The following is an 18747-nucleotide window of genomic DNA, read 5'->3' as shown; positions in this document are numbered from 1 at the left end:
CCCGTACGGGTGACATGCTTGGTCATATGACGCAGCCCCCGGGTCAGCCCTACCAGCCGTCCTACGGCCCCTCGTACGGTCCTGGGCCCGGCTACGGGGCGCCGTCGCCGTACGGATCTCCCTATGCCCTCCAGCCGCCTCCGCCGCCGGTCTCGGCGGGCTGGCAGCCGGAGCGGCTGGAGCAGGTGACCGGGACCGAATTCGGTCTGGTCCATCTTCGCGTCGCGCCGATCACATCGGGGCCGGCCATCGGCTCGCTGGCCGCCGGCATCGCCGCGATCGTGGTCTCCTTCGCGGCCCTCTGCTTCGGCGTCTCCGGTGCCGAGGCGGGCTGGGGCGGTTGGGTCGCCGGAGCGTTTGCGCTGCTCAGCGTCCTGGCGTGCGGGGGAGCGGTGGGTGCCGCGGTGATCGCCAGGCGGCAGATCGCGGGCACCGGCGAGCCGTGGCGGGTCCGTTTCACCGGCCGTGGCCTGACCACCGGCGGGATCATCTGCGGCCTGATCGGCGCTTCCCTGGCGTTGCTGTCGTTGACGCTGGGGCTGACGTTGCAGTTGTCATGAGCGGACAGCGGCTCTCGTGGCCGTGGCCGGGCCCGGATCCGGCACCGCGGCGATGGTGCGCCGAGCGACCCGGTACACTGGTATACGGAGATGTCCATCGTGGGAGCCTGGGCTCATTTTGACCTGGGTGCGCAGGGTGGGTAGTCTTTCCCCTCGTGCCCGGGCTCGCCCGGGCAACTCGTGCGTGCACCCGTTTCGGAACGTGCGACGGGTTAGAGCACCACGACGGGCAGGGTCGGTGAAGGCCCTGCTCACACAGACAACATCCGGAACGCGTGAACCTTCACGCGCGATGGGACCGTGAGCCGGACGACACGCCCGACCGCGGGTGCCGGACGCTTCCTCAGGGAAGTGGCCGGCACACAGAGGCAGAAATACACGGTGCGGCCGTAAACAGGAAGCGGCCGAAGGGAGCGGAGAAACCCGGTGCCCACGATCCAGCAGCTGGTCCGCAAGGGCCGCCAGGCGAAGACGAGCAAGACGAAGACGCCGGCGCTGAAGGGAAGTCCTCAGCGGCGCGGCGTGTGCACGCGCGTGTACACCACTACCCCCAAGAAGCCCAACTCTGCGCTGCGCAAGGTCGCTCGTGTGAAGCTCAGCAGCCAGATCGAGGTCACGGCGTACATCCCGGGCGTCGGTCACAACCTGCAGGAGCACTCGATCGTGCTCGTGCGTGGTGGCCGTGTGAAGGACCTTCCGGGCGTCCGCTACAAGATCGTTCGTGGTTCGCTGGACACCCAGGGTGTCCGCAACCGCAAGCAGGCCCGCAGCCGTTACGGCGCGAAGAAGGAGAAGAGCTGACATGCCGCGTAAGGGACCCGCTCCGCGCCACCCTGTGGTCGCTGACCCGGTGTACAACTCCCCGCTGGTAACGCAGCTGGTCAACAAGATCCTCATCGGCGGCAAGCGTCAGCTCGCCGAGCGCATCGTGTACGGAGCTCTCGAGGGCTGCCGCGAGAAGAGCGGTGGCACCGACCCGGTGGTCATCCTCAAGCGCGCCATGGACAACGTGAAGCCGACCCTCGAGGTCCGCAGCCGCCGCGTCGGTGGCGCGACCTACCAGGTTCCGGTCGAGGTCCGCACCCCGCGTCAGACCACCCTCGGTCTGCGCTGGCTGGTCCAGTACTCCAAGGCCCGCCGCGAGAAGACCATGATCGAGCGCCTGCAGAACGAGCTGCTCGACGCCAGCAACGGCCTCGGCGCCGCGGTCAAGCGTCGCGAGGACACTCACAAGATGGCGGAGTCCAACAAGGCCTTCGCGCACTACCGCTGGTAAGACCCTGCTGCGGGCCCGGCTTCCGGCCGGGCCACGGCAGTCGTACCGGTCCTAGAGACGACGACGAAGAAAAGTAGGGATGGAAGTGGCCGCCGCAGACGCGCTCGCCAAGGTACGCAACATCGGCATCATGGCGCACATCGACGCTGGTAAGACCACGACGACCGAGCGAATCCTGTTCTACACCGGCATCACGTACAAGATCGGCGAGGTCCACGAGGGCGCCGCCGTCATGGACTGGATGGAGCAGGAGCAGGAGCGCGGTATCACCATCACTTCCGCCGCCACCAAGTGCGAGTGGAAGGGTCACACGATCCAGATCATCGACACGCCCGGCCACGTCGACTTCACGGTCGAGGTCGAGCGGTCGCTGCGCGTGCTCGACGGCGCGGTGGCGGTCTACGACGGCGTTGCCGGCGTGGAGCCCCAGACCGAGAACGTCTGGCGTCAGGCCGACAAGTACAACGTCCCGCGGATGTGCTTCGTCAACAAGCTGGACCGGACCGGCGCGGACTTCTTCCGCTGCGTGCAGATGATGATCGACCGGCTGAACGCGACGCCGCTCGTGCTCCAGATCCCGATCGGGCTCGAGGGTGACCACATCGGTGTCGTCGACCTGATCGAGATGCGTGCCCTCACCTGGCGTGGTGAGACCCAGAAGGGTGAGGACTACGCGATCGAGGAGATCCCGGCCGACCTCGCCGACCAGGCCGCCGAGTGGCGCGAGAAGCTGCTCGAGACCCTGGCCGACGTCGACGACGCGGTGATGGAGAAGTACCTCGAGGGCGAGGAGCTCTCGGTCGAGGAGATCCGGTCCGCCATCCGGCGTGCCACGATCGCCAGCAAGGCGAACCCGGTCCTCTGCGGTTCGGCCTTCAAGAACAAGGGTGTGCAGCCGATGCTGGACGCCGTCGTCGAGTTCCTGCCGTCGCCGCTGGACATCCCGGCCATCGAGGGCACCGCGACCGACGGCGAGACCCCGATGCAGCGGAAGCCGTCGAACGACGAGCCCTTCTCGGCGCTGGCCTTCAAGATCCAGACCGACAAGCACCTCGGCAAGCTCACGTACGTCCGGGTCTACTCCGGCACGCTCGAAACCGGTACCCAGGTGATCAACTCCACCAAGGACCGCAAGGAGCGCATCGGCAAGATCTACCAGATGCACGCGAACAAGCGTGAGGAGCGCACCACCGCGCAGGCCGGCGACATCATCGCCGTCCAGGGTCTGAAGCAGACCACCACCGGTGACACGCTCTGCGACCCGGCCAAGCCGGTCATCCTGGAGTCGATGACCTTCCCGGAGCCGGTCATCCAGGTCGCCATCGAGCCGAAGACCAAGTCGGACCAGGAGAAGCTGGGCACCGCGATCCAGCGTCTGGCCGAGGAGGACCCGACCTTCCGCGTCTTCAACGACGAGGAGACCGGGCAGACCATCATCGCCGGCATGGGCGAGCTCCACCTCGACATCCTCGTCGACCGTATGCGGCGCGAGTTCAACGTCGAGGCGAACATCGGTAAGCCGCAGGTGGCGTACCGCGAGACGATCCGCGGCACCGTGGAGAAGCTCGACTACGTGCACAAGAAGCAGACCGGTGGTTCGGGTCAGTACGCGAAGGTCATCGTCAAGGTCGAGCCGCTGTCGCTCGACGCCGACGGCCCGACGTACGAGTTCGTCAACGCCGTGACCGGTGGCCGCGTGCCCAAGGAGTTCATCCCGTCGGTCGACGCCGGTGCGCAGGACTCCCTCCAGTACGGCGTTCTCGCCGGCTACCCGCTGGTGGGCGTCAAGTTCACGCTGCTGGACGGTCAGTACCACGAGGTCGACTCGTCCGAGATGGCGTTCAAGATCGCCGGCTCCATGGCGATGAAGGAAGCGGCCCGCAAGGCCGACCCGGCTCTCCTCGAGCCGATGATGTCCGTCGAGGTCACCACCCCTGAGGACAACATGGGTGACGTCATCGGCGACCTCAACTCCCGGCGTGGCATGATCCAGTCGATGGAGGAGCGCCACGGCGCCCGCGTCGTCAAGGCTCTGGTCCCGCTTTCGGAGATGTTCGGCTACGTCGGCGACCTCCGGTCGAAGACTGCGGGCCGGGCGAGCTACAGCATGCAGTTCGACTCCTACGCCGAGGTTCCCGCGAACGTGGCTAAGGAGATCATCGCTAAGGCCACCGGCGCCTGACGCGTTGAGGCACGTGCGGCCTGTCGAGGGCCGCACGTGCACGAGCAGTCGACAGAGTCCTGAGCGCCTTATCGGCGTGCCGGGCGAAAAGTAATGATCAGTCCACAGGAGGACACCAGTGGCGAAGGCGAAGTTCGAGCGGACTAAGCCGCACGTCAACATCGGCACCATTGGTCACATCGACCACGGTAAGACGACGCTGACTGCGGCCATCACGAAGGTCCTGCACGACGAGTTCCCGGACCTGAACCCGTACACCCCGTTCGACGAGATCGACAAGGCGCCGGAGGAGAAGGCCCGCGGCATCACGATCTCGATCGCGCACGTCGAGTACCAGACCGCGGCGCGCCACTACGCGCACGTGGACTGCCCCGGCCACGCCGACTACATCAAGAACATGATCACCGGTGCGGCGCAGATGGACGGCGCCATCCTGGTGGTCGCCGCCACCGACGGCCCGATGCCGCAGACCAAGGAGCACGTGCTCCTGGCCCGCCAGGTCGGCGTTCCGTACATCGTCGTCGCCCTGAACAAGAGCGACATGGTCGAGGACGAGGAGCTCCTGGAGCTCGTCGAGCTCGAGGTCCGCGAGCTGCTCAGCACCTACGAGTTCCCGGGCGACGACCTGCCGGTCGTGCGCGTGTCGGCGCTCAAGGCGCTCGAGGGCGACCCGGAGTGGACCGGCAAGCTCATGGAGCTGATGAACGCGGTCGACACCGCGATCCCGCAGCCCGAGCGTGAGACCGAGAAGCCGTTCCTCATGCCGATCGAGGACGTCTTCACGATCACCGGCCGTGGCACCGTGGTGACCGGTCGCGCCGAGCGTGGCATCCTCAAGCCGAACGAGGAGGTCGAGATCGTCGGTATCCGCGAGAAGTCGACCAAGACCGTCTGCACCGGCATCGAGATGTTCCGCAAGCTGCTCGACGAGGCCCGCGCGGGTGAGAACGTCGGTCTGCTGCTCCGCGGCATCAAGCGCGAGGACGTCGAGCGCGGCATGGTCGTCGTGAAGCCGGGCACCACGACTCCGCACACGGAGTTCGAGGGCCAGGTCTACATCCTCTCCAAGGAGGAGGGCGGCCGGCACACCCCGTTCTTCCAGAACTACCGCCCGCAGTTCTACTTCCGTACCACGGACGTCACCGGCGTCGTCACGCTGCCCGAGGGCACCGAGATGGTCATGCCCGGCGACTCCACCTCGATGGCCGTGAAGCTGATCCAGCCGATCGCCATGGAGCAGGGCCTGAAGTTCGCGATCCGTGAGGGTGGCCGCACCGTCGGCGCCGGAACGGTCACGAAGATCATCAAGTGATAGCGGGGGTTGTTCACGTTGCGTTTTGTCGTGAGCAACCCTCACTGGTGACCCCGATTAGCATTGCCGGATTGAATCCGGCATACTAGTCAGGTTGCGTCCGCGCGGGGTGGGTGCCGCTCAGCAGTTAGCGCTGCTTGATCAGGTACCCACCCTCGCCGGGTGTCCGGGTGTGTTCCTCTGCCACCCAGTGACACCTCAGATCCCCGTGATCGACTGGAGTGCCAGCACTCCGCGTGGGCTCCTTATGCCGAGGGGCGCGACACGCCCGACCGCGGGGGTCGGACAACGCAGGATCAACCGTCCTGCGGGCATGCGGAGGTCAACCCGCTTCCGCAGGTAGCGGCATCGAGAGAAGGAAACAGAAGCCACCATGGCGGGACAGAAGATCCGCATCCGGCTCAAGGCCTATGACCACGAGGTCGTCGACTCCTCGGCGCGGAAGATCGTCGAGACGGTGACGCGTACCGGGGCGCAGGTCGCGGGCCCGGTGCCGCTGCCCACGGAGATCAACCGTTTCTGCGTGATCCGTTCGCCGCACAAGTACAAGGACTCGCGCGAGCACTTCGAGATGCGCACGCACAAGCGTCTGATCGACATCATCGACCCGACTCCGAAGACGGTCGACTCGCTCATGCGCCTCGACCTGCCGGCTGGCGTCGACATCGAGATCAAGCTGTAGGGATCGCGACTAATGGACAGGCAAGTTAAGGGGATCCTGGGCGCCAAGCTCGGCATGACCCAGGTCTGGGACAACAACAAGGTCGTCCCGGTGACCGTGGTTCAGGCCGGCCCGTGCGTCGTGACCCAGGTCCGCACCGATGAGAAGGACGGCTACTCGGCTGTCCAGCTGGCGTACGGCGCCATCGACCCGCGCAAGGTCAACAAGCCGGAGAGCGGCCACTTCGAGAAGGCGGGCGTCTCGCCGCGCCGTCACGTGGTGGAGCTCCGGACGGTGGACGCCGGCGAGTACGAGCTCGGCCAGGAGGTCACCGTCGACACGTTCGCGGTCGGCCAGCCGATCGACGTGACCGGCAAGACCAAGGGCAAGGGCTACGCCGGTGTCATGAAGCGGCACGGCTTCCACGGTCTGCGCGCGAGCCACGGTGTCGAGCGCAAGCACCGCTCCCCGGGTTCGATCGGCGCCTGCGCCACCCCGGGTCGTGTCTTCAAGGGCGTCAAGATGGCCGGTCGCATGGGTGGCAAGCGCTTCACCGTGCAGAACCTGGTCATCCAGGCCGTCGACACCGAGCGCAACCTGATCCTGGTCCGCGGCGCGGTGCCCGGTCCCAAGGGCGCGCTGATCCTGGTCCGTTCCGCGGCGAAGAAGAAGGGCGGTGCCAAGTGAGCTCGGTTGACGTGATCAACGCTGAGGGCGCGAAGGCCGGCTCGGTCGAGCTTCCCGGCAACGTCTTCGGCGTGGAGCCGAACATCCCGCTGATGCACCAGGTCGTCGTGGCGCAGCTGGCCGCGGCCCGCCAGGGTACGCACAAGGCGAAGACGCGCGGTGAGGTCGCCGGCGGCGGCAAGAAGCCGTACAAGCAGAAGGGCACCGGCCGCGCCCGTCAGGGCTCGATCCGGGCGCCGCAGTTCACCGGTGGTGGCGTCGTGCACGGCCCCGTGCCGCGCGACTACAGCCAGCGGACCCCCAAGAAGATGAAGGCCGCCGCACTGCGTGGCGCCCTCTCGGACCGGGCCAGTGAGAACCGCGTGCACGTGGTCGAGTCGTTCGTCACCGGCGAGAAGCCGTCGACGAAGACCGCGATCGCGACGCTGCGCAAGGTCGCCCAGACCACCAAGGTGCTGGTCGTCCTGGACAGCCAGGACGAGCTGAACTGGGTGTCGCTGCGGAACGAGCCGACCGTCCACCTCATCGAGGCCGGCCAGCTCAACACCTACGACGTGCTGGTCGCCGACGAGGTGGTCTTCACGAAGGCCGCGCTCGACGAGTTCCTGGGCGGCTCCGAGAAGTCCGAGGAGGGCGACAAGTGAGCACGATCGCCGACCCGCGCGACATCATCGTCGCCCCGGTGGTCTCCGAGAAGAGCTACAGCGTTCTCGACCAGAACTGGTACACGTTCGAGGTCCGCCCGGACGCGAACAAGACCCAGATCAAGATCGCGATCCAGCAGATCTTCAACGTCCGCGTGCTGACCGTGAACACCGCGAACCGCGAGGGCAAGCGCAAGCGCACCCGCAGCGGCTGGGGCCAGCGTAAGGCCACCAAGCGCGCGATGGTGAAGCTGGCTGACGGTGACCGTATCGAGGCCTTCGGCGGCCCGGTCAGCTAAGGGGTTTGTGAATCATGGCAATCCGTAAGTACAAGCCGACCACGCCGGGCCGTCGCGGCTCCAGCGTCGCCGACTTCGCCGAGATCACCCGGTCCACGCCGGAGAAGTCTCTGCTGGTTCCGCTGCCCAAGAAGGGTGGCCGCAACGTCCACGGTCGCATCACCACGCGGCACCAGGGCGGTGGCCACAAGCGGCAGTACCGGCTGATCGACTTCAAGCGGAACGACAAGGACGGCGTGCCGGCCAAGGTCGCTCACATCGAGTACGACCCCAACCGCACCTCCCGCATCGCTCTGCTGCACTACGCCGACGGTGAGAAGCGCTACATCCTCGCGCCGAAGGACCTCAAGCAGGGCGACCGCGTCGAGTCCGGCGTGGGCGCGGACATCAAGCCGGGCAACAACCTGCCCCTGCGCAACATCCCGGTCGGTACGACGATCCACGGTGTGGAGCTTCGTCCCGGCGGTGGCGCCAAGCTGGCCCGTTCGGCCGGCGTCGGCATCCAGCTGCTCGGCCGTGAGGGTGTGTACGCCACGCTGCGTATGCCCTCCGGTGAGATCCGTCGCGTCGACGTCCGCTGCCGCGCGACGATCGGCGAGATCGGCAACGCCGAGCAGTCGAACATCAACTGGGGTAAGGCCGGCCGTATGCGGTGGAAGGGCAAGCGCCCGACCGTCCGTGGTGTCGCCATGAACCCTGTCGACCACCCGCACGGTGGTGGTGAGGGTAAGACCTCCGGTGGTCGTCACCCGGTCAACCCGGCTGGTAAGCCGGAGGGCCGTACCCGCCGCAAGGGCCAGGAGAGCGACAAGCTGATCGTTCGCCGCCGCTACGCCACCCGCAAGCGCGGGTAACGGGAGTTAAAGATGCCTCGCAGCCTCAAAAAGGGCCCGTTCGTCGATGACCACCTGCTCAAGAAGGTGGAAGTCCAGAACGAGAAGAACTCGAAGAACGTCATCAAGACCTGGTCGCGGCGTTCGACGATCATCCCCGACATGCTCGGGCACACGATCGCCGTGCACGACGGGCGCAAGCACGTCCCGGTGTTCGTCACCGAGGCGATGGTCGGGCACAAGCTCGGCGAGTTCGCTCTGACCCGCACGTTCAAGGGTCACGAGAAGGACGACCGCAAGAGCCGTCGTCGCTAAGCAGATACACGGATCTGAGGAATTAGGAGCTACAGCGATGCCAGTCAAGGGCGACGCTCCGGTGCTTCCGGGCGCGCGGGCGGTTGCGCGGCACGTGCGCATCTCGCCGAACAAGGCGCGCCGGGTGGTCAACCTCGTCCGCGGTCTGCCCGCGAAGGAGGCGCTCACCGTCCTGCAGTTCGCGCCGCAGGCCGCCAGCGAGCAGGTCTACAAGGTCCTCGCCAGCGCCGTCGCGAACGCTGAGAACAACGAGCGGCTCGACCCCGACGCTCTCCTCGTGAGCGAGGCGTTCGTCGACGAGGGTCCGACCCTCAAGCGGTTCCGTCCGCGGGCGCAGGGCCGGGCGTACCGGATCCGCAAGCGCACGTGTCACATCACCATCGCGGTCGAGGCGGTCCAGGCGGCCCGCCCGGCGAAGAAGGCCGCGGCCAAGAAGGCTGCGCCGAAGGCCGAGTCCCAGAGCACGGAGGGTGCCGAGTAATGGGTCAGAAGGTTCACCCCACCGGGTTCCGCCTCGGCATTTCCACCGACTGGAAGAGCCGCTGGTTCGCGGACAAGCTCTACAAGGACTACATCGGCGAGGACGTCAAGATCCGCCGCATGATGTCCCAGGGCCTCGAGCGTGCCGGCATCTCCAAGGTGGACATCGAGCGCACCCGGGACCGGGTCCGCGTCGACATCCACACCGCCCGGCCGGGCATCGTCATCGGCCGTAAGGGTGCGGAGGCCGACAAGATCCGCGGGAAGCTCGAGAAGCTCACCGGCAAGCAGGTCCAGCTGAACATCCTCGAGGTGAAGAGCCCCGAGTCGGATGCCCAGCTGGTCGCGCAGGGTGTCGCCGAGCAGCTGTCCTCCCGGGTCAGCTTCCGGCGGGCGATGCGCAAGGCGATGCAGTCGGCCATGAAGAACCCGATCTGCAAGGGCATCCGGGTGCAGGTCTCCGGCCGTCTCGGCGGCGCGGAGATGAGCCGCACGGAGTTCTACCGTGAGGGTCGCGTTCCGCTTCACACGCTGCGTGCCAACATCGAGTACGGCTTCTTCGAGGCCCGTACCACGTTCGGCCGCATCGGCGTGAAGGTCTGGATCTACAAGGGCGACGCCGTTCCGGGTCGTGAGGTCGTCACCGAGGCGCCGGCTCGTCCGCGCCGGGACCGTGCCGACCGTGCCGAGCGTCCGCGTCGTGGCCGTTCCGGTTCGTCCGGCACGACCGCGGGCGGCACCGAGGCCGGCCGGGCCGCTCAGGCCCAGGCGTCCGCCGACAACACCGCCGCTGCTCCGGCTGCGGCTGAAACGCAGCAGGAGGGCTGAGCCATGCTGATGCCGCGTAAGCCCCCGAAGGGCTTCCGCAAGCCGCACCACCCGGACCGCAGTGGCGCGTCCAAGGGCGGCAACCGGGTCGTCTTCGGCGAGTTCGGTATCCAGGCGCTGGAGCCCGCGTACGTGACGAACCGGCAGATCGAGTCGGCGCGTATCGCGATGACCCGCCACATCAAGCGTGGTGGCAAGGTCTGGATCTCGATTTTCCCGGACCAGGCTCTGACCAAGAAGCCGGCCGAGACCCGGATGGGTTCCGGTAAGGGTTCTCCGGAGTGGTGGGTCGCGAACGTCAAGCCGGGTCGCATCCTCTTCGAGATGTCCTTCCCGAACGAGACGGTCGCGCGTGAGGCGATGCGCCGCGCGATCCACAAGCTCCCGATGAAGTGCCGCATCGTGACGCGCGAAGTGGGTGAAAGCTGATGGCAGCGGGCGTTAAGGCAGCCGAGCTGCGCGAGCTTCCTGAAGAGGAGCTGGTCGCGAAGCTGCGGGAGGCCAAGGCGGAGCTGTTCAACCTTCGTGTGCAGCGCGCGACCGGGCAGCTCGACAATCACCGTCGACTGCAGGTCGTCCGCAAGGACATCGCGAAGATCTACACGATCATGCGTGAGCGCGAGCTTGGGCTCTCGGTCGCGCCGGATGAGGTGACGGCATGAGTGAGAACACCACCACCGCTCCGCGCGCTCAGCGCAAGGTGCGTGAGGGTCTCGTGGTCAGCGACAAGATGGACAAGACCGTCGTCGTCGAGGTCGAGGACCGCGTCAAGCACGCGCTGTACGGCAAGGTCATCCGCCGTACCCGCAAGCTGAAGGTGCACGACGAGCAGAACTCGGCCGGCGTCGGCGACCGGGTTTCGATCATGGAGACTCGTCCGCTCTCCGCCACCAAGCGGTGGCGCATCGTGGAGATCCTCGAAAAGGCCAAGTGAGTGCGCTGGGCCGGCTCCGGCCGGCCCAGCGGACCATCGTTCCGCCAAGCTTCGGGCCTGCGGCCCGGAGAACTGGCAGACATAGGAGACAGACGTGATCCAGCAGGAGTCGCGACTGCGCGTCGCCGACAACACGGGTGCCCGGGAGATCCTGTGCATCCGGGTGCTCGGTGGCTCCGGTCGCCGTTACGCGAGCATCGGCGACGTCATCGTGGCCACGGTCAAGGACGCCATCCCGGGTGCCGGTGTGAAGAAGGGTGACGTCGTCAAGGCGGTCGTCGTCCGCACCGCCAAGGAGAAGCGCCGTCCGGACGGCTCGTACATCCGTTTCGACGAGAACGCCGCCGTCATCATCAAGGACGGCGGGGACCCCCGCGGTACCCGCATCTTCGGCCCGGTCGGGCGCGAGCTGCGCGACAAGCGGTTCATGAAGATCATCAGCCTGGCGCCGGAGGTGCTCTGACCGTGAAGATCAAGAAGGGCGACACGGTCGTCGTCATCGCCGGCAAGGACAAGGGCGCCAAGGGCAAGGTCATCGCGGCCTACCCGACGCGGGACAAGGTCCTGGTCGAGGGCGTCAACCGCGTCAAGAAGCACGAGCGCATCCGCACGAACCAGCGCGGTTCGAAGACCGGCGGCATCGTCACTCAGGAAGCCCCGATCCACATCTCGAACGTGCAGGTGCTGGACGGCGACGGCAAGCCGACCCGAATCGGCTACAAGATTGACGAGAACGGCAACAAGGTCCGGATCGCGCGTACGACCGGTAAGGAACTCTGATGACTGCCGCCACCGAGACCAAGACGCTGCCGCGCCTCAAGCAGAAGTACCGCTCCGAGGTCGCGCCGGCCATCAACGAGCAGTTCAAGTACGGCAACCCCATGCAGATCCCCGGCCTGGTCAAGGTCGTCGTGAACATGGGTGTCGGCGAGGCTGCCCGGGACTCCAAGCTGATCGACGGTGCGGTCCGTGACCTGACCACCATCACCGGCCAGAAGCCGCTGGTGCGCCGGGCGACCAAGTCCATCGCGCAGTTCAAGCTGCGTGAGGGCATGCCGATCGGCGCGAAGGTCACCCTCCGCGGCGACCGGATGTGGGAGTTCCTGGACCGGCTGCTGTCGATCGCGCTGCCGCGTATCCGTGACTTCCGCGGTCTCGACGGCCGGAAGCTGGACGGGCACGGCAACTACACCTTCGGTCTGACCGAGCAGTCGGTGTTCCACGAGATCGATCAGGACCGGATCGATCGGCCGCGGGGCATGGACATCACGGTGGTCACCACCGCCACGACCGACGACGAGGGCCGGGCGCTGCTCAAGCTCCTGGGCTTCCCGTTCAAGGAGAACTGAGCATGGCGAAGAAGGCGCTGATCCTGAAGGCTGCCGCGAAGCCCAAGTTCGCTGTGCGTGCCTACACCCGCTGCCAGAAGTGCGGTCGTCCGCACTCGGTCTACCGCAAGTTCGGCCTGTGCCGGGTCTGCGTGCGGGACATGGCCCACCGCGGTGAGCTCCCCGGCGTGTCCAAGGCCTCCTGGTAACTTCCGTCCTCCGGCCCGCCGTCCGCGGCGGGCCGTCAGGCGGACCCGAATGTAATGCCGCTTCGCCGTAGGCCTGAGCCCGGCTCGGGAACCCCGGCGAGAAAGGTTGACGAATACCCATGACGATGACGGACCCGATCGCAGACATGCTCACGCGTCTGCGTAACGCCAACCAGGCGTACCACGACAAGGTGACGATGCCCTACTCGAAGATCAAGGCGAACATCGCCGAGGTCCTCAAGGCTGAGGGTTACATCGCCTCGTGGACGTCTGAGGAGCCCGAGGAGGGCGCGGTCGGCAAGCGTCTGGTCGTTGAGCTCAAGTACGGCCAGAACCGCGAGCGCAGCCTCGCCGGCATCAAGCGCGTCTCGAAGCCGGGCCTGCGGGTTTACGCCAAGTCCGACGAGCTGCCCCGCGTGCTCGGTGGCCTCGGTGTCGCGATCATTTCGACGTCCCAGGGACTGCTGACCGACAAGCAGGCCCGCAAGCGGAGCGTGGGCGGGGAAGTCCTCGCCTTCGTCTGGTAACTGGAGACTTAGACATGTCGCGAATCGGACGTAAGTCGATCCCGGTCCCGGCCGGCGTCGACGTCACCATCACGGGGCAGACCGTCAAGGTCAAGGGCCCCAAGGGCGAGCTCTCGCACACCGTCGCCGAGCCGATCACGGTCTCGCAGGACGGCGGCGAGCTGGTCGTCAACCGCCCGAACGACGAGCGCAAGGCCAAGGAGCTGCACGGCCTTTCTCGTACCCTGGTCGCCAACATGATCATCGGCGTCACCGAGGGCTACAAGAAGACGCTCGAGATCAACGGCACCGGTTACCGCGTGACCGCCAAGGGCAAGGACCTCGAGTTCGCCCTGGGCTTCTCGCACCCGGTCCTGGTTCCGGCGCCGGCGGGCATCACCTTCTCCGTCGAGAAGCCGACCCAGTTCACCGTCACTGGTATCGACAAGCAGCTGGTGGGCGAGGTCTCCGCGAACATTCGCAAGATCCGTCCGCCGGAGCCCTACAAGGGCAAGGGCGTCAAGTACCAGGGCGAGGTCATCCGCCGCAAGGCTGGAAAGGCAGGTAAGAAGTGACCGCCACGCTGCTCAAGCGCCGCAACGGCGGCGGCGTCGCCGCCAAGCGTGCCGTCGGCAAGGCGCGTCGGCACTTCCGGGTCCGCAAGAACGTCCGTGGTACGGCCGAGCGTCCCCGCCTTGTCGTCACCCGGTCCTCGCGGCACATCACCGCGCAGATCATCGACGACCTCAAGGGCCACACGCTGGCTTCGGCGTCCACCCTCGACACCTCGATCCGGGGTGGCGAGGGCGACAAGACCGCCCAGGCCGGCAAGGTCGGTTCGCTCCTCGCCGAGCGCGCCAAGGCCGCGGGGATTTCCAAGGTCGTCTTCGACCGGGGTGGCAACAAGTACGCGGGCCGGATCGCCAAGCTCGCGGACGCCGCTCGCGAAGCCGGACTCGAGTTCTAGGAGGGATTGACCAATGCCTGGTCAGCAGCGCCGAGGCGGCGGGTCCGGCGGTAACACCGAGGGTGGCAACCGCAGGGACAACCGCCGTGAGGGCGGCCGCGGCAACGCGCCCGTCGAGAAGACCCCGCACCTGGAGCGGGTCGTCGCGATCAACCGTGTCGCGAAGGTCGTCAAGGGTGGTCGTCGCTTCAGCTTCACCGCCCTGGTGATCGTCGGCGACGGTGACGGCACCGTCGGTATCGGTTACGGAAAGGCCAAGGAGGTGCCCGCGGCGATCGCCAAGGGCGTCGAGGAGGCCAAGAAGCACTTCTTCAAGGTCCCGCGGATCGGTGCGACCATCCCGCACCCGATCACCGGCGAGGCCGCCGCGGGTGTCGTGCTGCTCAAGCCGGCTTCCGCCGGTACCGGTGTCATCGCCGGTGGCCCGGTGCGTGCCGTTCTGGAGTGCGCCGGCATCCACGACATCCTGTCGAAGAGCCTCGGCTCGTCGAACCCGATCAACATCGTGCACGCGACGGTGGCCGCGCTGAAGGGCCTCGAGTCGCCGGAGAAGGTCGCGGCTCGCCGTGGCCTGCCGGTCGAGGACGTGGCGCCGGCGGCCATGCTGGCGGCGCGTGCGGAAGCGGCGGTGCACTGATGGCGCGCTTGAAGGTCACCCAGATCCGGTCCGGTATCGGCCGTAAGCAGAACCAGCGGGAGTCCCTGCGGTCGCTCGGCCTGAAGCGGATCAACGATGTGGTGGTCAAGGAGGACCGTCCCGAGATTCGGGGCATGATCTTCGCCGTGAACCACCTCGTCACTGTCGAGGAGGTCGAGTAAATGGGGATCAAGGTCCACCACCTTCGCCCGGCGCCCGGTGCGAAGACCGCCAAGACCCGCGTGGGTCGCGGTGAGGGTTCGAAGGGCAAGACCGCGGGCCGCGGTACCAAGGGCACCGGGGCTCGGAAGAACACCCCGGCGTCGTTCGAGGGTGGGCAGATGCCTATCCACATGCGGCTCCCGAAGATCAAGGGTCTGGGCAACCGGCCCCGCAACAAGGTCGTCTTCCAGGTGGTCAACCTGGACCGGCTGGCCGAGCTGTTCCCGAACGGCGGCGAGATCGGCCCGGCCGAGCTCGTCGAGGCCGGCGCGGTCCGCAAGGGCCAGCCGGTGAAGGTTCTGGGCTCGGGCGAGCTGGGCGGCGTGTCGCTGACCATCTCGGCGCACGCGTTCAGCGAGTCGGCCAAGGAGAAGATCGCCGCGGCCGGTGGTTCCGCTACCGAGCTGTAGGGCGTGAAACGGTGAGAGGCCGCGGCGCCGGGGAAACCCGGCACCGCGGCCTCTTCCGTTGTTCCCCGAGTGGCGTAAACGGCCCTGTGCGGCGCGTGAGGCCCGGATCGCGCCGGAGACGCCTTGCCCATCGGGTGAGCGGCCAAAGTGCCGTGACGGCCGTCTCAGGCCGTTTGAGGGGAATCCCGAATGGAGAGAGCGGCCGTCTTCGATGGATTGCGGACGCCGTCCGGCCCGTACCGTAGGGTGGAGCGGGCATTTCGATCGGGCGCGCAAGCACCCGGTTCAGCCATGAAGCCGGACACTTGTGTTGTACTGGGACATCGGCCGGTGCGATGCCGGTGGTTGCGCTCTCGGCCTTGCTGATACAGTGCTCCGCTGGCGGCCTATACGGCTGCTCAATGATGTGTGCCCGAAGTTCCGGGATACCGCAACCCAGAGTGTGGCGACCACGCAGGAGGATCAGTTGTTGTCCGCCTTCTCGAGCGCGCTTCGGACGCCTGACCTGCGGAAGAAGCTACTCTTCACGGTAGCGATTGTGGGGATCTACCGTTTCGGTGCCACATTGCCCAGTCCGGGCGTGTCGTACTCCAACGTTCAGGCCTGCATCAAGCTCACCGAGTCCGACACGAACGGCGTCCTCAACCTGCTGAACCTGTTCAGCGGCGGCGCGCTCCTGCAGTTGTCCGTGTTCGCGCTGGGCATCATGCCGTACATCACGGCGTCGATCATCCTGCAGCTGCTCACCGTGGTCATCCCGCGGTTGGAGCAGCTCCGCAAGGAGGGTCAGTCCGGCCAGGCGAAGATCACGCAGTACACCCGCTACCTGACGCTCGGCCTCGCCGTGCTCCAGGCGTCGGCGTTCGTGGCGCTCGCCCGTACCGGTCAGCTGTTCAACAACATGTGCGACCAGGACGACCCGGCCTACCAGATCATCCCCGAGAACACCGGCATCCCGATGTGGCTCACCCTGAGCCTGCTCGTGATGACGATGACCGCCGGCACCGGTGTGGTCATGTGGCTCGGCGAGCTGATCACCGACCGCGGTGTCGGCAACGGCATGTCCGTCCTGATCTTCACCTCGATCGCGGCCCGCCTCCCCGGTGAGGGCTGGAGCATCAAGGAGTCCAGCGGCACCGCCAAGTTCTTCCTGGTGATCGGCCTGGTCCTGGTCATCATCGCGCTGGTCGTCTTCATCGAGCAGGCGCAGCGCCGGATCCCGGTCCAGTACGCCAAGCGCATGATCGGCCGGCGGATGTACGGCGGCACCTCCACCTACATCCCGCTCAAGGTGAACCAGGCGGGTGTCGTCCCGGTCATCTTCGCGTCCTCGCTGCTCTACCTGCCGCAGCTGTACCTGCAGTTCTTCGACCAGAACAAGCTCAAGGGCTACCAGATCTGGATCCAGAACTACCTGGCCAACCCGACCCACTGGCTCTACATCGCGGTCTACTTCCTGCTGATCATCTTCTTCACGTACTTCTACGTGTCGATCACGTTCAACCCGACTGAGGTCGCGGAGAACATGAAGAAGTACGGTGGTTTTGTTCCGGGTATCCGCCCGGGCAAGCCGACCGCCGACTACCTGGACTTCATCCTCAGCCGGATCACCCTGCCGGGTGCGCTGTACCTTGGCCTGATCTCGGTCCTGCCGAACTTCTTCTTCATCTGGCTGAACCAGCAGCAGTACCAGAACTTCCCGTTCGGTGGTACAGCGGTGCTGATCATGGTGGGTGTGGGTCTGGAGACGGTGAAGCAGATCGAGAGCCAACTCATGCAGCGGAACTACGAAGGGTTCCTCCGGTAGTGGCGACGCGGGGCCGGGGGGCTCTGGCGTCGGTGGGCGTGGTTTCTCAGGACCGAAGCGAGGCGATGTAGGTGCGGCTGGTACTGGTGGGCCCCCCGGGGGCCGGCAAGGGGACCCAGGCTGAGTTCATCGCCGCCCATCTCGCCGTACCGAAGATCTCGACCGGGGACATCTTCCGGGCGAACGTGTCGCAGGGGACGCCGCTGGGCGTCGAGGCCAAGCGCTACATGGACGCCGGGCAGCTGGTTCCGGACGAGGTCACCATCAACATGGTGCGCGACCGGCTCGCCGAGCCGGACGCGAGCGACGGCTTCCTGCTCGACGGCTTCCCGCGTACCGTGCCGCAGGCCTCGGCCCTGGACAAGCTGCTGGCGGACCTGGGCACGGCGCTGGACATCGTGATGGAGCTCGTGGTCGACGACGACGAGGTCATCCGGCGACTGTCCGGCCGGCGTACCTGCCGGGGCTGCGGCAAGATCTGGCACGTCGAGTTCGACCCGACCAGCAAGCCGGACATCTGCGACCGCTGCGGCAGCGAGCTGTTCCAGCGCGACGACGACAAGGCCGAGACGATCGCCAACCGTCTCGTGGAGTACGCGGACAAGACCGCGCCCCTGGTCGACTTCTACGGCGCCCAGGGCAAGCTGGTGGGCATCGACGCCACCGGCCCGGTGGAGGACGTCACCGTGCGCGCGATCGACGCTCTCCGGTCGTACGGCGGCTGATTCCGCCGATCGAGTCACCGAGCCGCCCCGGGGTCTCCCGGGGCGGCGGCATTTCTAGGACGAAGAGGGTTAGGCTCACCGCCATGCGCCGCCAAGAGCTGAACATTCAGCTGAAGACGCCCGAGCAGATCGAGAAGATGCGGGCGGCCGGTCTGGTCGTCGCCGCGGCTCTGGACGCGATGCGCGCAGCGGTCGCGCCGGGTGTCTCCACCGCCGATCTGGACGCCATCGCGGAGAAGGTGATCCGGGACGCCGGCGCCATCCCGTCGTTCAAGGGCTACCACGGCTTCCCGGCGTCGATCTGCGCGTCGGTGAACGAGCAGGTGGTGCACGGCATCCCGAGCGCCGGGCAGGTGCTGCGGGAGGGCGATCTGATCTCGCTGGACTGCGGCGCGATCCTGGAGGGCTGGCACGGCGACTCGGCGATCACGGTCGGGGTGGGCGAGACCGACCCGGCGCTGCTGCGGATGGCCGAGGTGGCCGAGGACGCGATGTGGGCCGGGATCGCCGCGGCGGCCCGCGGCATCGCCAACGGCCGGGGCAGGCTGACCGACATCTCGTTCAACATCGAGCGGTCGATCCGCAAGGCCGGCCGGTACGGGATCGTCGACGGCTACGGCGGCCACGGCATCGGCACCGAGATGCACCAGGACCCGCACGTGCTCAACCACGGCAAGCCGGGCCGGGGCATCCGTCTCGAGGTGGGCCTGGCCCTGGCGATCGAGCCGATGATCACGATGGGCTCACCGCGGACGGTGGAGCTGGAGGACGGCTGGACGGTGGTGACCCGGGACGGGTCGCGGGCCGCGCACGTCGAGCACACCATGGCGCTGATGGAGGACGGGGTCTGGGTGACCACGGCCCCGGACGGCGGGCGCGCCCGTCTGGGTGAACTGGTGACCGCCCGGCAGCCATAGATCGCGGT

Annotated in this window: 29 protein-coding genes; all 29 read left to right on the top strand. The window is 66.9% G+C overall.

The window, feature by feature from the left end:
• Nucleotides 1-26: 26 nt before the first annotated feature.
• Entirely contained in the window at nucleotides 27-560 is a 534-nt protein-coding gene (locus tag J5X75_RS20950) for a hypothetical protein (RefSeq protein WP_238488679.1), read from the top strand.
• A gap of 426 nt (nucleotides 561-986) precedes the next feature.
• Complete coding sequence (gene rpsL / locus J5X75_RS20945) at nucleotides 987-1361, top strand: 30S ribosomal protein S12 (RefSeq protein WP_014440718.1); 375 nt, start codon at nucleotides 987-989, stop codon at nucleotides 1359-1361.
• A 1-nt stretch (nucleotide 1362) separates the two neighbouring features.
• Nucleotides 1363-1836, top strand: a complete 474-nt coding sequence (gene rpsG, locus J5X75_RS20940; protein WP_208469103.1) for a 30S ribosomal protein S7 — start codon at nucleotides 1363-1365, stop codon at nucleotides 1834-1836.
• Nucleotides 1837-1921: 85 nt separating this feature from the next.
• Nucleotides 1922-4018, top strand: a complete 2097-nt coding sequence (fusA, locus tag J5X75_RS20935) for an elongation factor G (RefSeq protein WP_372450920.1) — start codon at nucleotides 1922-1924, stop codon at nucleotides 4016-4018.
• Nucleotides 4019-4136: 118 nt separating this feature from the next.
• A complete protein-coding gene (gene tuf / locus J5X75_RS20930) occupies nucleotides 4137-5330 on the top strand; it encodes an elongation factor Tu (protein ID WP_183222830.1) in 1194 nt (397 codons plus the stop codon).
• Between the two features lie 373 nt (nucleotides 5331-5703).
• On the top strand, nucleotides 5704-6012 hold the full coding sequence (rpsJ, locus tag J5X75_RS20925; protein ID WP_007073037.1) for a 30S ribosomal protein S10: 309 nt from the start codon (nucleotides 5704-5706) through the stop codon (nucleotides 6010-6012).
• Nucleotides 6013-6024: 12 nt separating this feature from the next.
• A complete protein-coding gene (gene rplC / locus J5X75_RS20920) occupies nucleotides 6025-6678 on the top strand; it encodes a 50S ribosomal protein L3 (protein WP_208469101.1) in 654 nt (217 codons plus the stop codon).
• On the top strand, nucleotides 6675-7322 hold the full coding sequence (rplD, locus tag J5X75_RS20915) for a 50S ribosomal protein L4 (protein ID WP_208469100.1): 648 nt from the start codon (nucleotides 6675-6677) through the stop codon (nucleotides 7320-7322). Before rplC ends, rplD begins: the two co-directional genes overlap by 4 nt.
• Nucleotides 7319-7621 (top strand): 50S ribosomal protein L23, encoded by a 303-nt coding sequence (gene rplW / locus J5X75_RS20910; RefSeq protein ID WP_106315557.1) that lies wholly within the window; start codon nucleotides 7319-7321, stop codon nucleotides 7619-7621. The genes rplD and rplW overlap by 4 nt, the downstream gene beginning before the upstream one ends.
• Nucleotides 7622-7635: 14 nt before the next feature.
• Entirely contained in the window at nucleotides 7636-8475 is an 840-nt protein-coding gene (rplB, locus tag J5X75_RS20905; RefSeq protein WP_183222834.1) for a 50S ribosomal protein L2, read from the top strand.
• A gap of 12 nt (nucleotides 8476-8487) precedes the next feature.
• Entirely contained in the window at nucleotides 8488-8769 is a 282-nt protein-coding gene (gene rpsS, locus J5X75_RS20900; RefSeq protein ID WP_014687760.1) for a 30S ribosomal protein S19, read from the top strand.
• 37 nt (nucleotides 8770-8806) lie between these two features.
• Nucleotides 8807-9250: a 50S ribosomal protein L22 gene (gene rplV / locus J5X75_RS20895; RefSeq protein WP_208469099.1), complete on the top strand. Its 444-nt coding sequence runs from the start codon at nucleotides 8807-8809 to the stop codon at nucleotides 9248-9250.
• A complete protein-coding gene (rpsC, locus tag J5X75_RS20890; RefSeq protein WP_208469095.1) occupies nucleotides 9250-10077 on the top strand; it encodes a 30S ribosomal protein S3 in 828 nt (275 codons plus the stop codon). The genes rplV and rpsC overlap by 1 nt, the downstream gene beginning before the upstream one ends.
• 3 nt (nucleotides 10078-10080) lie before the next feature.
• Nucleotides 10081-10506, top strand: coding sequence for a 50S ribosomal protein L16 (rplP, locus tag J5X75_RS20885; protein ID WP_014440729.1), 426 nt, complete (start codon nucleotides 10081-10083; stop codon nucleotides 10504-10506).
• Nucleotides 10506-10739 (top strand): 50S ribosomal protein L29, encoded by a 234-nt coding sequence (rpmC, locus tag J5X75_RS20880; RefSeq protein ID WP_183222837.1) that lies wholly within the window; start codon nucleotides 10506-10508, stop codon nucleotides 10737-10739. The genes rplP and rpmC overlap by 1 nt, the downstream gene beginning before the upstream one ends.
• Nucleotides 10736-11011, top strand: a complete 276-nt coding sequence (rpsQ, locus tag J5X75_RS20875; RefSeq protein WP_183222838.1) for a 30S ribosomal protein S17 — start codon at nucleotides 10736-10738, stop codon at nucleotides 11009-11011. The genes rpmC and rpsQ overlap by 4 nt, the downstream gene beginning before the upstream one ends.
• Nucleotides 11012-11105: 94 nt before the next feature.
• Entirely contained in the window at nucleotides 11106-11474 is a 369-nt protein-coding gene (gene rplN / locus J5X75_RS20870; protein WP_007073026.1) for a 50S ribosomal protein L14, read from the top strand.
• A complete protein-coding gene (gene rplX / locus J5X75_RS20865) occupies nucleotides 11471-11791 on the top strand; it encodes a 50S ribosomal protein L24 (protein WP_208469289.1) in 321 nt (106 codons plus the stop codon). Before rplN ends, rplX begins: the two co-directional genes overlap by 4 nt.
• Complete coding sequence (rplE, locus tag J5X75_RS20860; protein WP_183222839.1) at nucleotides 11791-12360, top strand: 50S ribosomal protein L5; 570 nt, start codon at nucleotides 11791-11793, stop codon at nucleotides 12358-12360. The genes rplX and rplE overlap by 1 nt, the downstream gene beginning before the upstream one ends.
• Nucleotides 12361-12362: 2 nt before the next feature.
• On the top strand, nucleotides 12363-12548 hold the full coding sequence (locus J5X75_RS20855) for a type Z 30S ribosomal protein S14 (protein ID WP_020513598.1): 186 nt from the start codon (nucleotides 12363-12365) through the stop codon (nucleotides 12546-12548).
• Nucleotides 12549-12667: 119 nt separating this feature from the next.
• Nucleotides 12668-13075 carry a 30S ribosomal protein S8 gene (gene rpsH, locus J5X75_RS20850; RefSeq protein ID WP_014440735.1) on the top strand — a complete coding sequence of 136 codons (408 nt, stop codon included), beginning with the start codon at nucleotides 12668-12670 and terminating at the stop codon, nucleotides 13073-13075.
• Nucleotides 13076-13089: 14 nt separating this feature from the next.
• On the top strand, nucleotides 13090-13629 hold the full coding sequence (gene rplF / locus J5X75_RS20845; RefSeq protein WP_183222840.1) for a 50S ribosomal protein L6: 540 nt from the start codon (nucleotides 13090-13092) through the stop codon (nucleotides 13627-13629).
• A complete protein-coding gene (gene rplR / locus J5X75_RS20840; protein ID WP_443607225.1) occupies nucleotides 13626-14021 on the top strand; it encodes a 50S ribosomal protein L18 in 396 nt (131 codons plus the stop codon). Before rplF ends, rplR begins: the two co-directional genes overlap by 4 nt.
• Before the next feature lie 13 nt (nucleotides 14022-14034).
• Nucleotides 14035-14658, top strand: a complete 624-nt coding sequence (rpsE, locus tag J5X75_RS20835; protein ID WP_093618749.1) for a 30S ribosomal protein S5 — start codon at nucleotides 14035-14037, stop codon at nucleotides 14656-14658.
• Nucleotides 14658-14840 carry a 50S ribosomal protein L30 gene (gene rpmD, locus J5X75_RS20830; protein WP_183222841.1) on the top strand — a complete coding sequence of 61 codons (183 nt, stop codon included), beginning with the start codon at nucleotides 14658-14660 and terminating at the stop codon, nucleotides 14838-14840. The genes rpsE and rpmD overlap by 1 nt, the downstream gene beginning before the upstream one ends.
• Nucleotides 14841-15290 (top strand): 50S ribosomal protein L15, encoded by a 450-nt coding sequence (rplO, locus tag J5X75_RS20825; RefSeq protein WP_208469093.1) that lies wholly within the window; start codon nucleotides 14841-14843, stop codon nucleotides 15288-15290.
• A 466-nt stretch (nucleotides 15291-15756) separates the two neighbouring features.
• Entirely contained in the window at nucleotides 15757-17097 is a 1341-nt protein-coding gene (secY, locus tag J5X75_RS20820; protein WP_208469091.1) for a preprotein translocase subunit SecY, read from the top strand.
• 71 nt (nucleotides 17098-17168) lie between these two features.
• The gene (locus tag J5X75_RS20815) at nucleotides 17169-17822 is read left to right on the top strand and encodes an adenylate kinase (RefSeq protein WP_208469089.1); all 654 of its coding nucleotides are present in this window, start codon (nucleotides 17169-17171) and stop codon (nucleotides 17820-17822) included.
• Nucleotides 17823-17905: 83 nt separating this feature from the next.
• Nucleotides 17906-18739, top strand: coding sequence for a type I methionyl aminopeptidase (gene map / locus J5X75_RS20810; protein ID WP_208469087.1), 834 nt, complete (start codon nucleotides 17906-17908; stop codon nucleotides 18737-18739).
• Nucleotides 18740-18747 lie beyond the last annotated feature (8 nt).

Source organism: Actinoplanes flavus (genome assembly GCF_017592555.1).
Taxonomy (GTDB): domain Bacteria; phylum Actinomycetota; class Actinomycetes; order Mycobacteriales; family Micromonosporaceae; genus Actinoplanes; species Actinoplanes flavus.
This window is presented reverse-complemented; position numbering and strand designations above follow the sequence as displayed.

Coding starts and splice junctions, on each gene's coding strand:
- J5X75_RS20950 (WP_238488679.1), top strand. CDS start 27: ATGACGCAGCCCCCGGGTCAGCCCTACCAGCCGTCCTACGGCCCCTCG.
- rpsG (WP_208469103.1), top strand. CDS start 1,363: ATGCCGCGTAAGGGACCCGCTCCGCGCCACCCTGTGGTCGCTGACCCG.
- rpsJ (WP_007073037.1), top strand. CDS start 5,704: ATGGCGGGACAGAAGATCCGCATCCGGCTCAAGGCCTATGACCACGAG.
- rplC (WP_208469101.1), top strand. CDS start 6,025: ATGGACAGGCAAGTTAAGGGGATCCTGGGCGCCAAGCTCGGCATGACC.
- rplB (WP_183222834.1), top strand. CDS start 7,636: ATGGCAATCCGTAAGTACAAGCCGACCACGCCGGGCCGTCGCGGCTCC.
- rpsS (WP_014687760.1), top strand. CDS start 8,488: ATGCCTCGCAGCCTCAAAAAGGGCCCGTTCGTCGATGACCACCTGCTC.
- rplV (WP_208469099.1), top strand. CDS start 8,807: ATGCCAGTCAAGGGCGACGCTCCGGTGCTTCCGGGCGCGCGGGCGGTT.
- rpsC (WP_208469095.1), top strand. CDS start 9,250: ATGGGTCAGAAGGTTCACCCCACCGGGTTCCGCCTCGGCATTTCCACC.
- rplP (WP_014440729.1), top strand. CDS start 10,081: ATGCTGATGCCGCGTAAGCCCCCGAAGGGCTTCCGCAAGCCGCACCAC.
- rpmC (WP_183222837.1), top strand. CDS start 10,506: ATGGCAGCGGGCGTTAAGGCAGCCGAGCTGCGCGAGCTTCCTGAAGAG.
- rpsQ (WP_183222838.1), top strand. CDS start 10,736: ATGAGTGAGAACACCACCACCGCTCCGCGCGCTCAGCGCAAGGTGCGT.
- rplE (WP_183222839.1), top strand. CDS start 11,791: ATGACTGCCGCCACCGAGACCAAGACGCTGCCGCGCCTCAAGCAGAAG.
- J5X75_RS20855 (WP_020513598.1), top strand. CDS start 12,363: ATGGCGAAGAAGGCGCTGATCCTGAAGGCTGCCGCGAAGCCCAAGTTC.
- rpsH (WP_014440735.1), top strand. CDS start 12,668: ATGACGATGACGGACCCGATCGCAGACATGCTCACGCGTCTGCGTAAC.
- rplF (WP_183222840.1), top strand. CDS start 13,090: ATGTCGCGAATCGGACGTAAGTCGATCCCGGTCCCGGCCGGCGTCGAC.
- rpsE (WP_093618749.1), top strand. CDS start 14,035: ATGCCTGGTCAGCAGCGCCGAGGCGGCGGGTCCGGCGGTAACACCGAG.
- rpmD (WP_183222841.1), top strand. CDS start 14,658: ATGGCGCGCTTGAAGGTCACCCAGATCCGGTCCGGTATCGGCCGTAAG.
- rplO (WP_208469093.1), top strand. CDS start 14,841: ATGGGGATCAAGGTCCACCACCTTCGCCCGGCGCCCGGTGCGAAGACC.
- map (WP_208469087.1), top strand. CDS start 17,906: ATGCGCCGCCAAGAGCTGAACATTCAGCTGAAGACGCCCGAGCAGATC.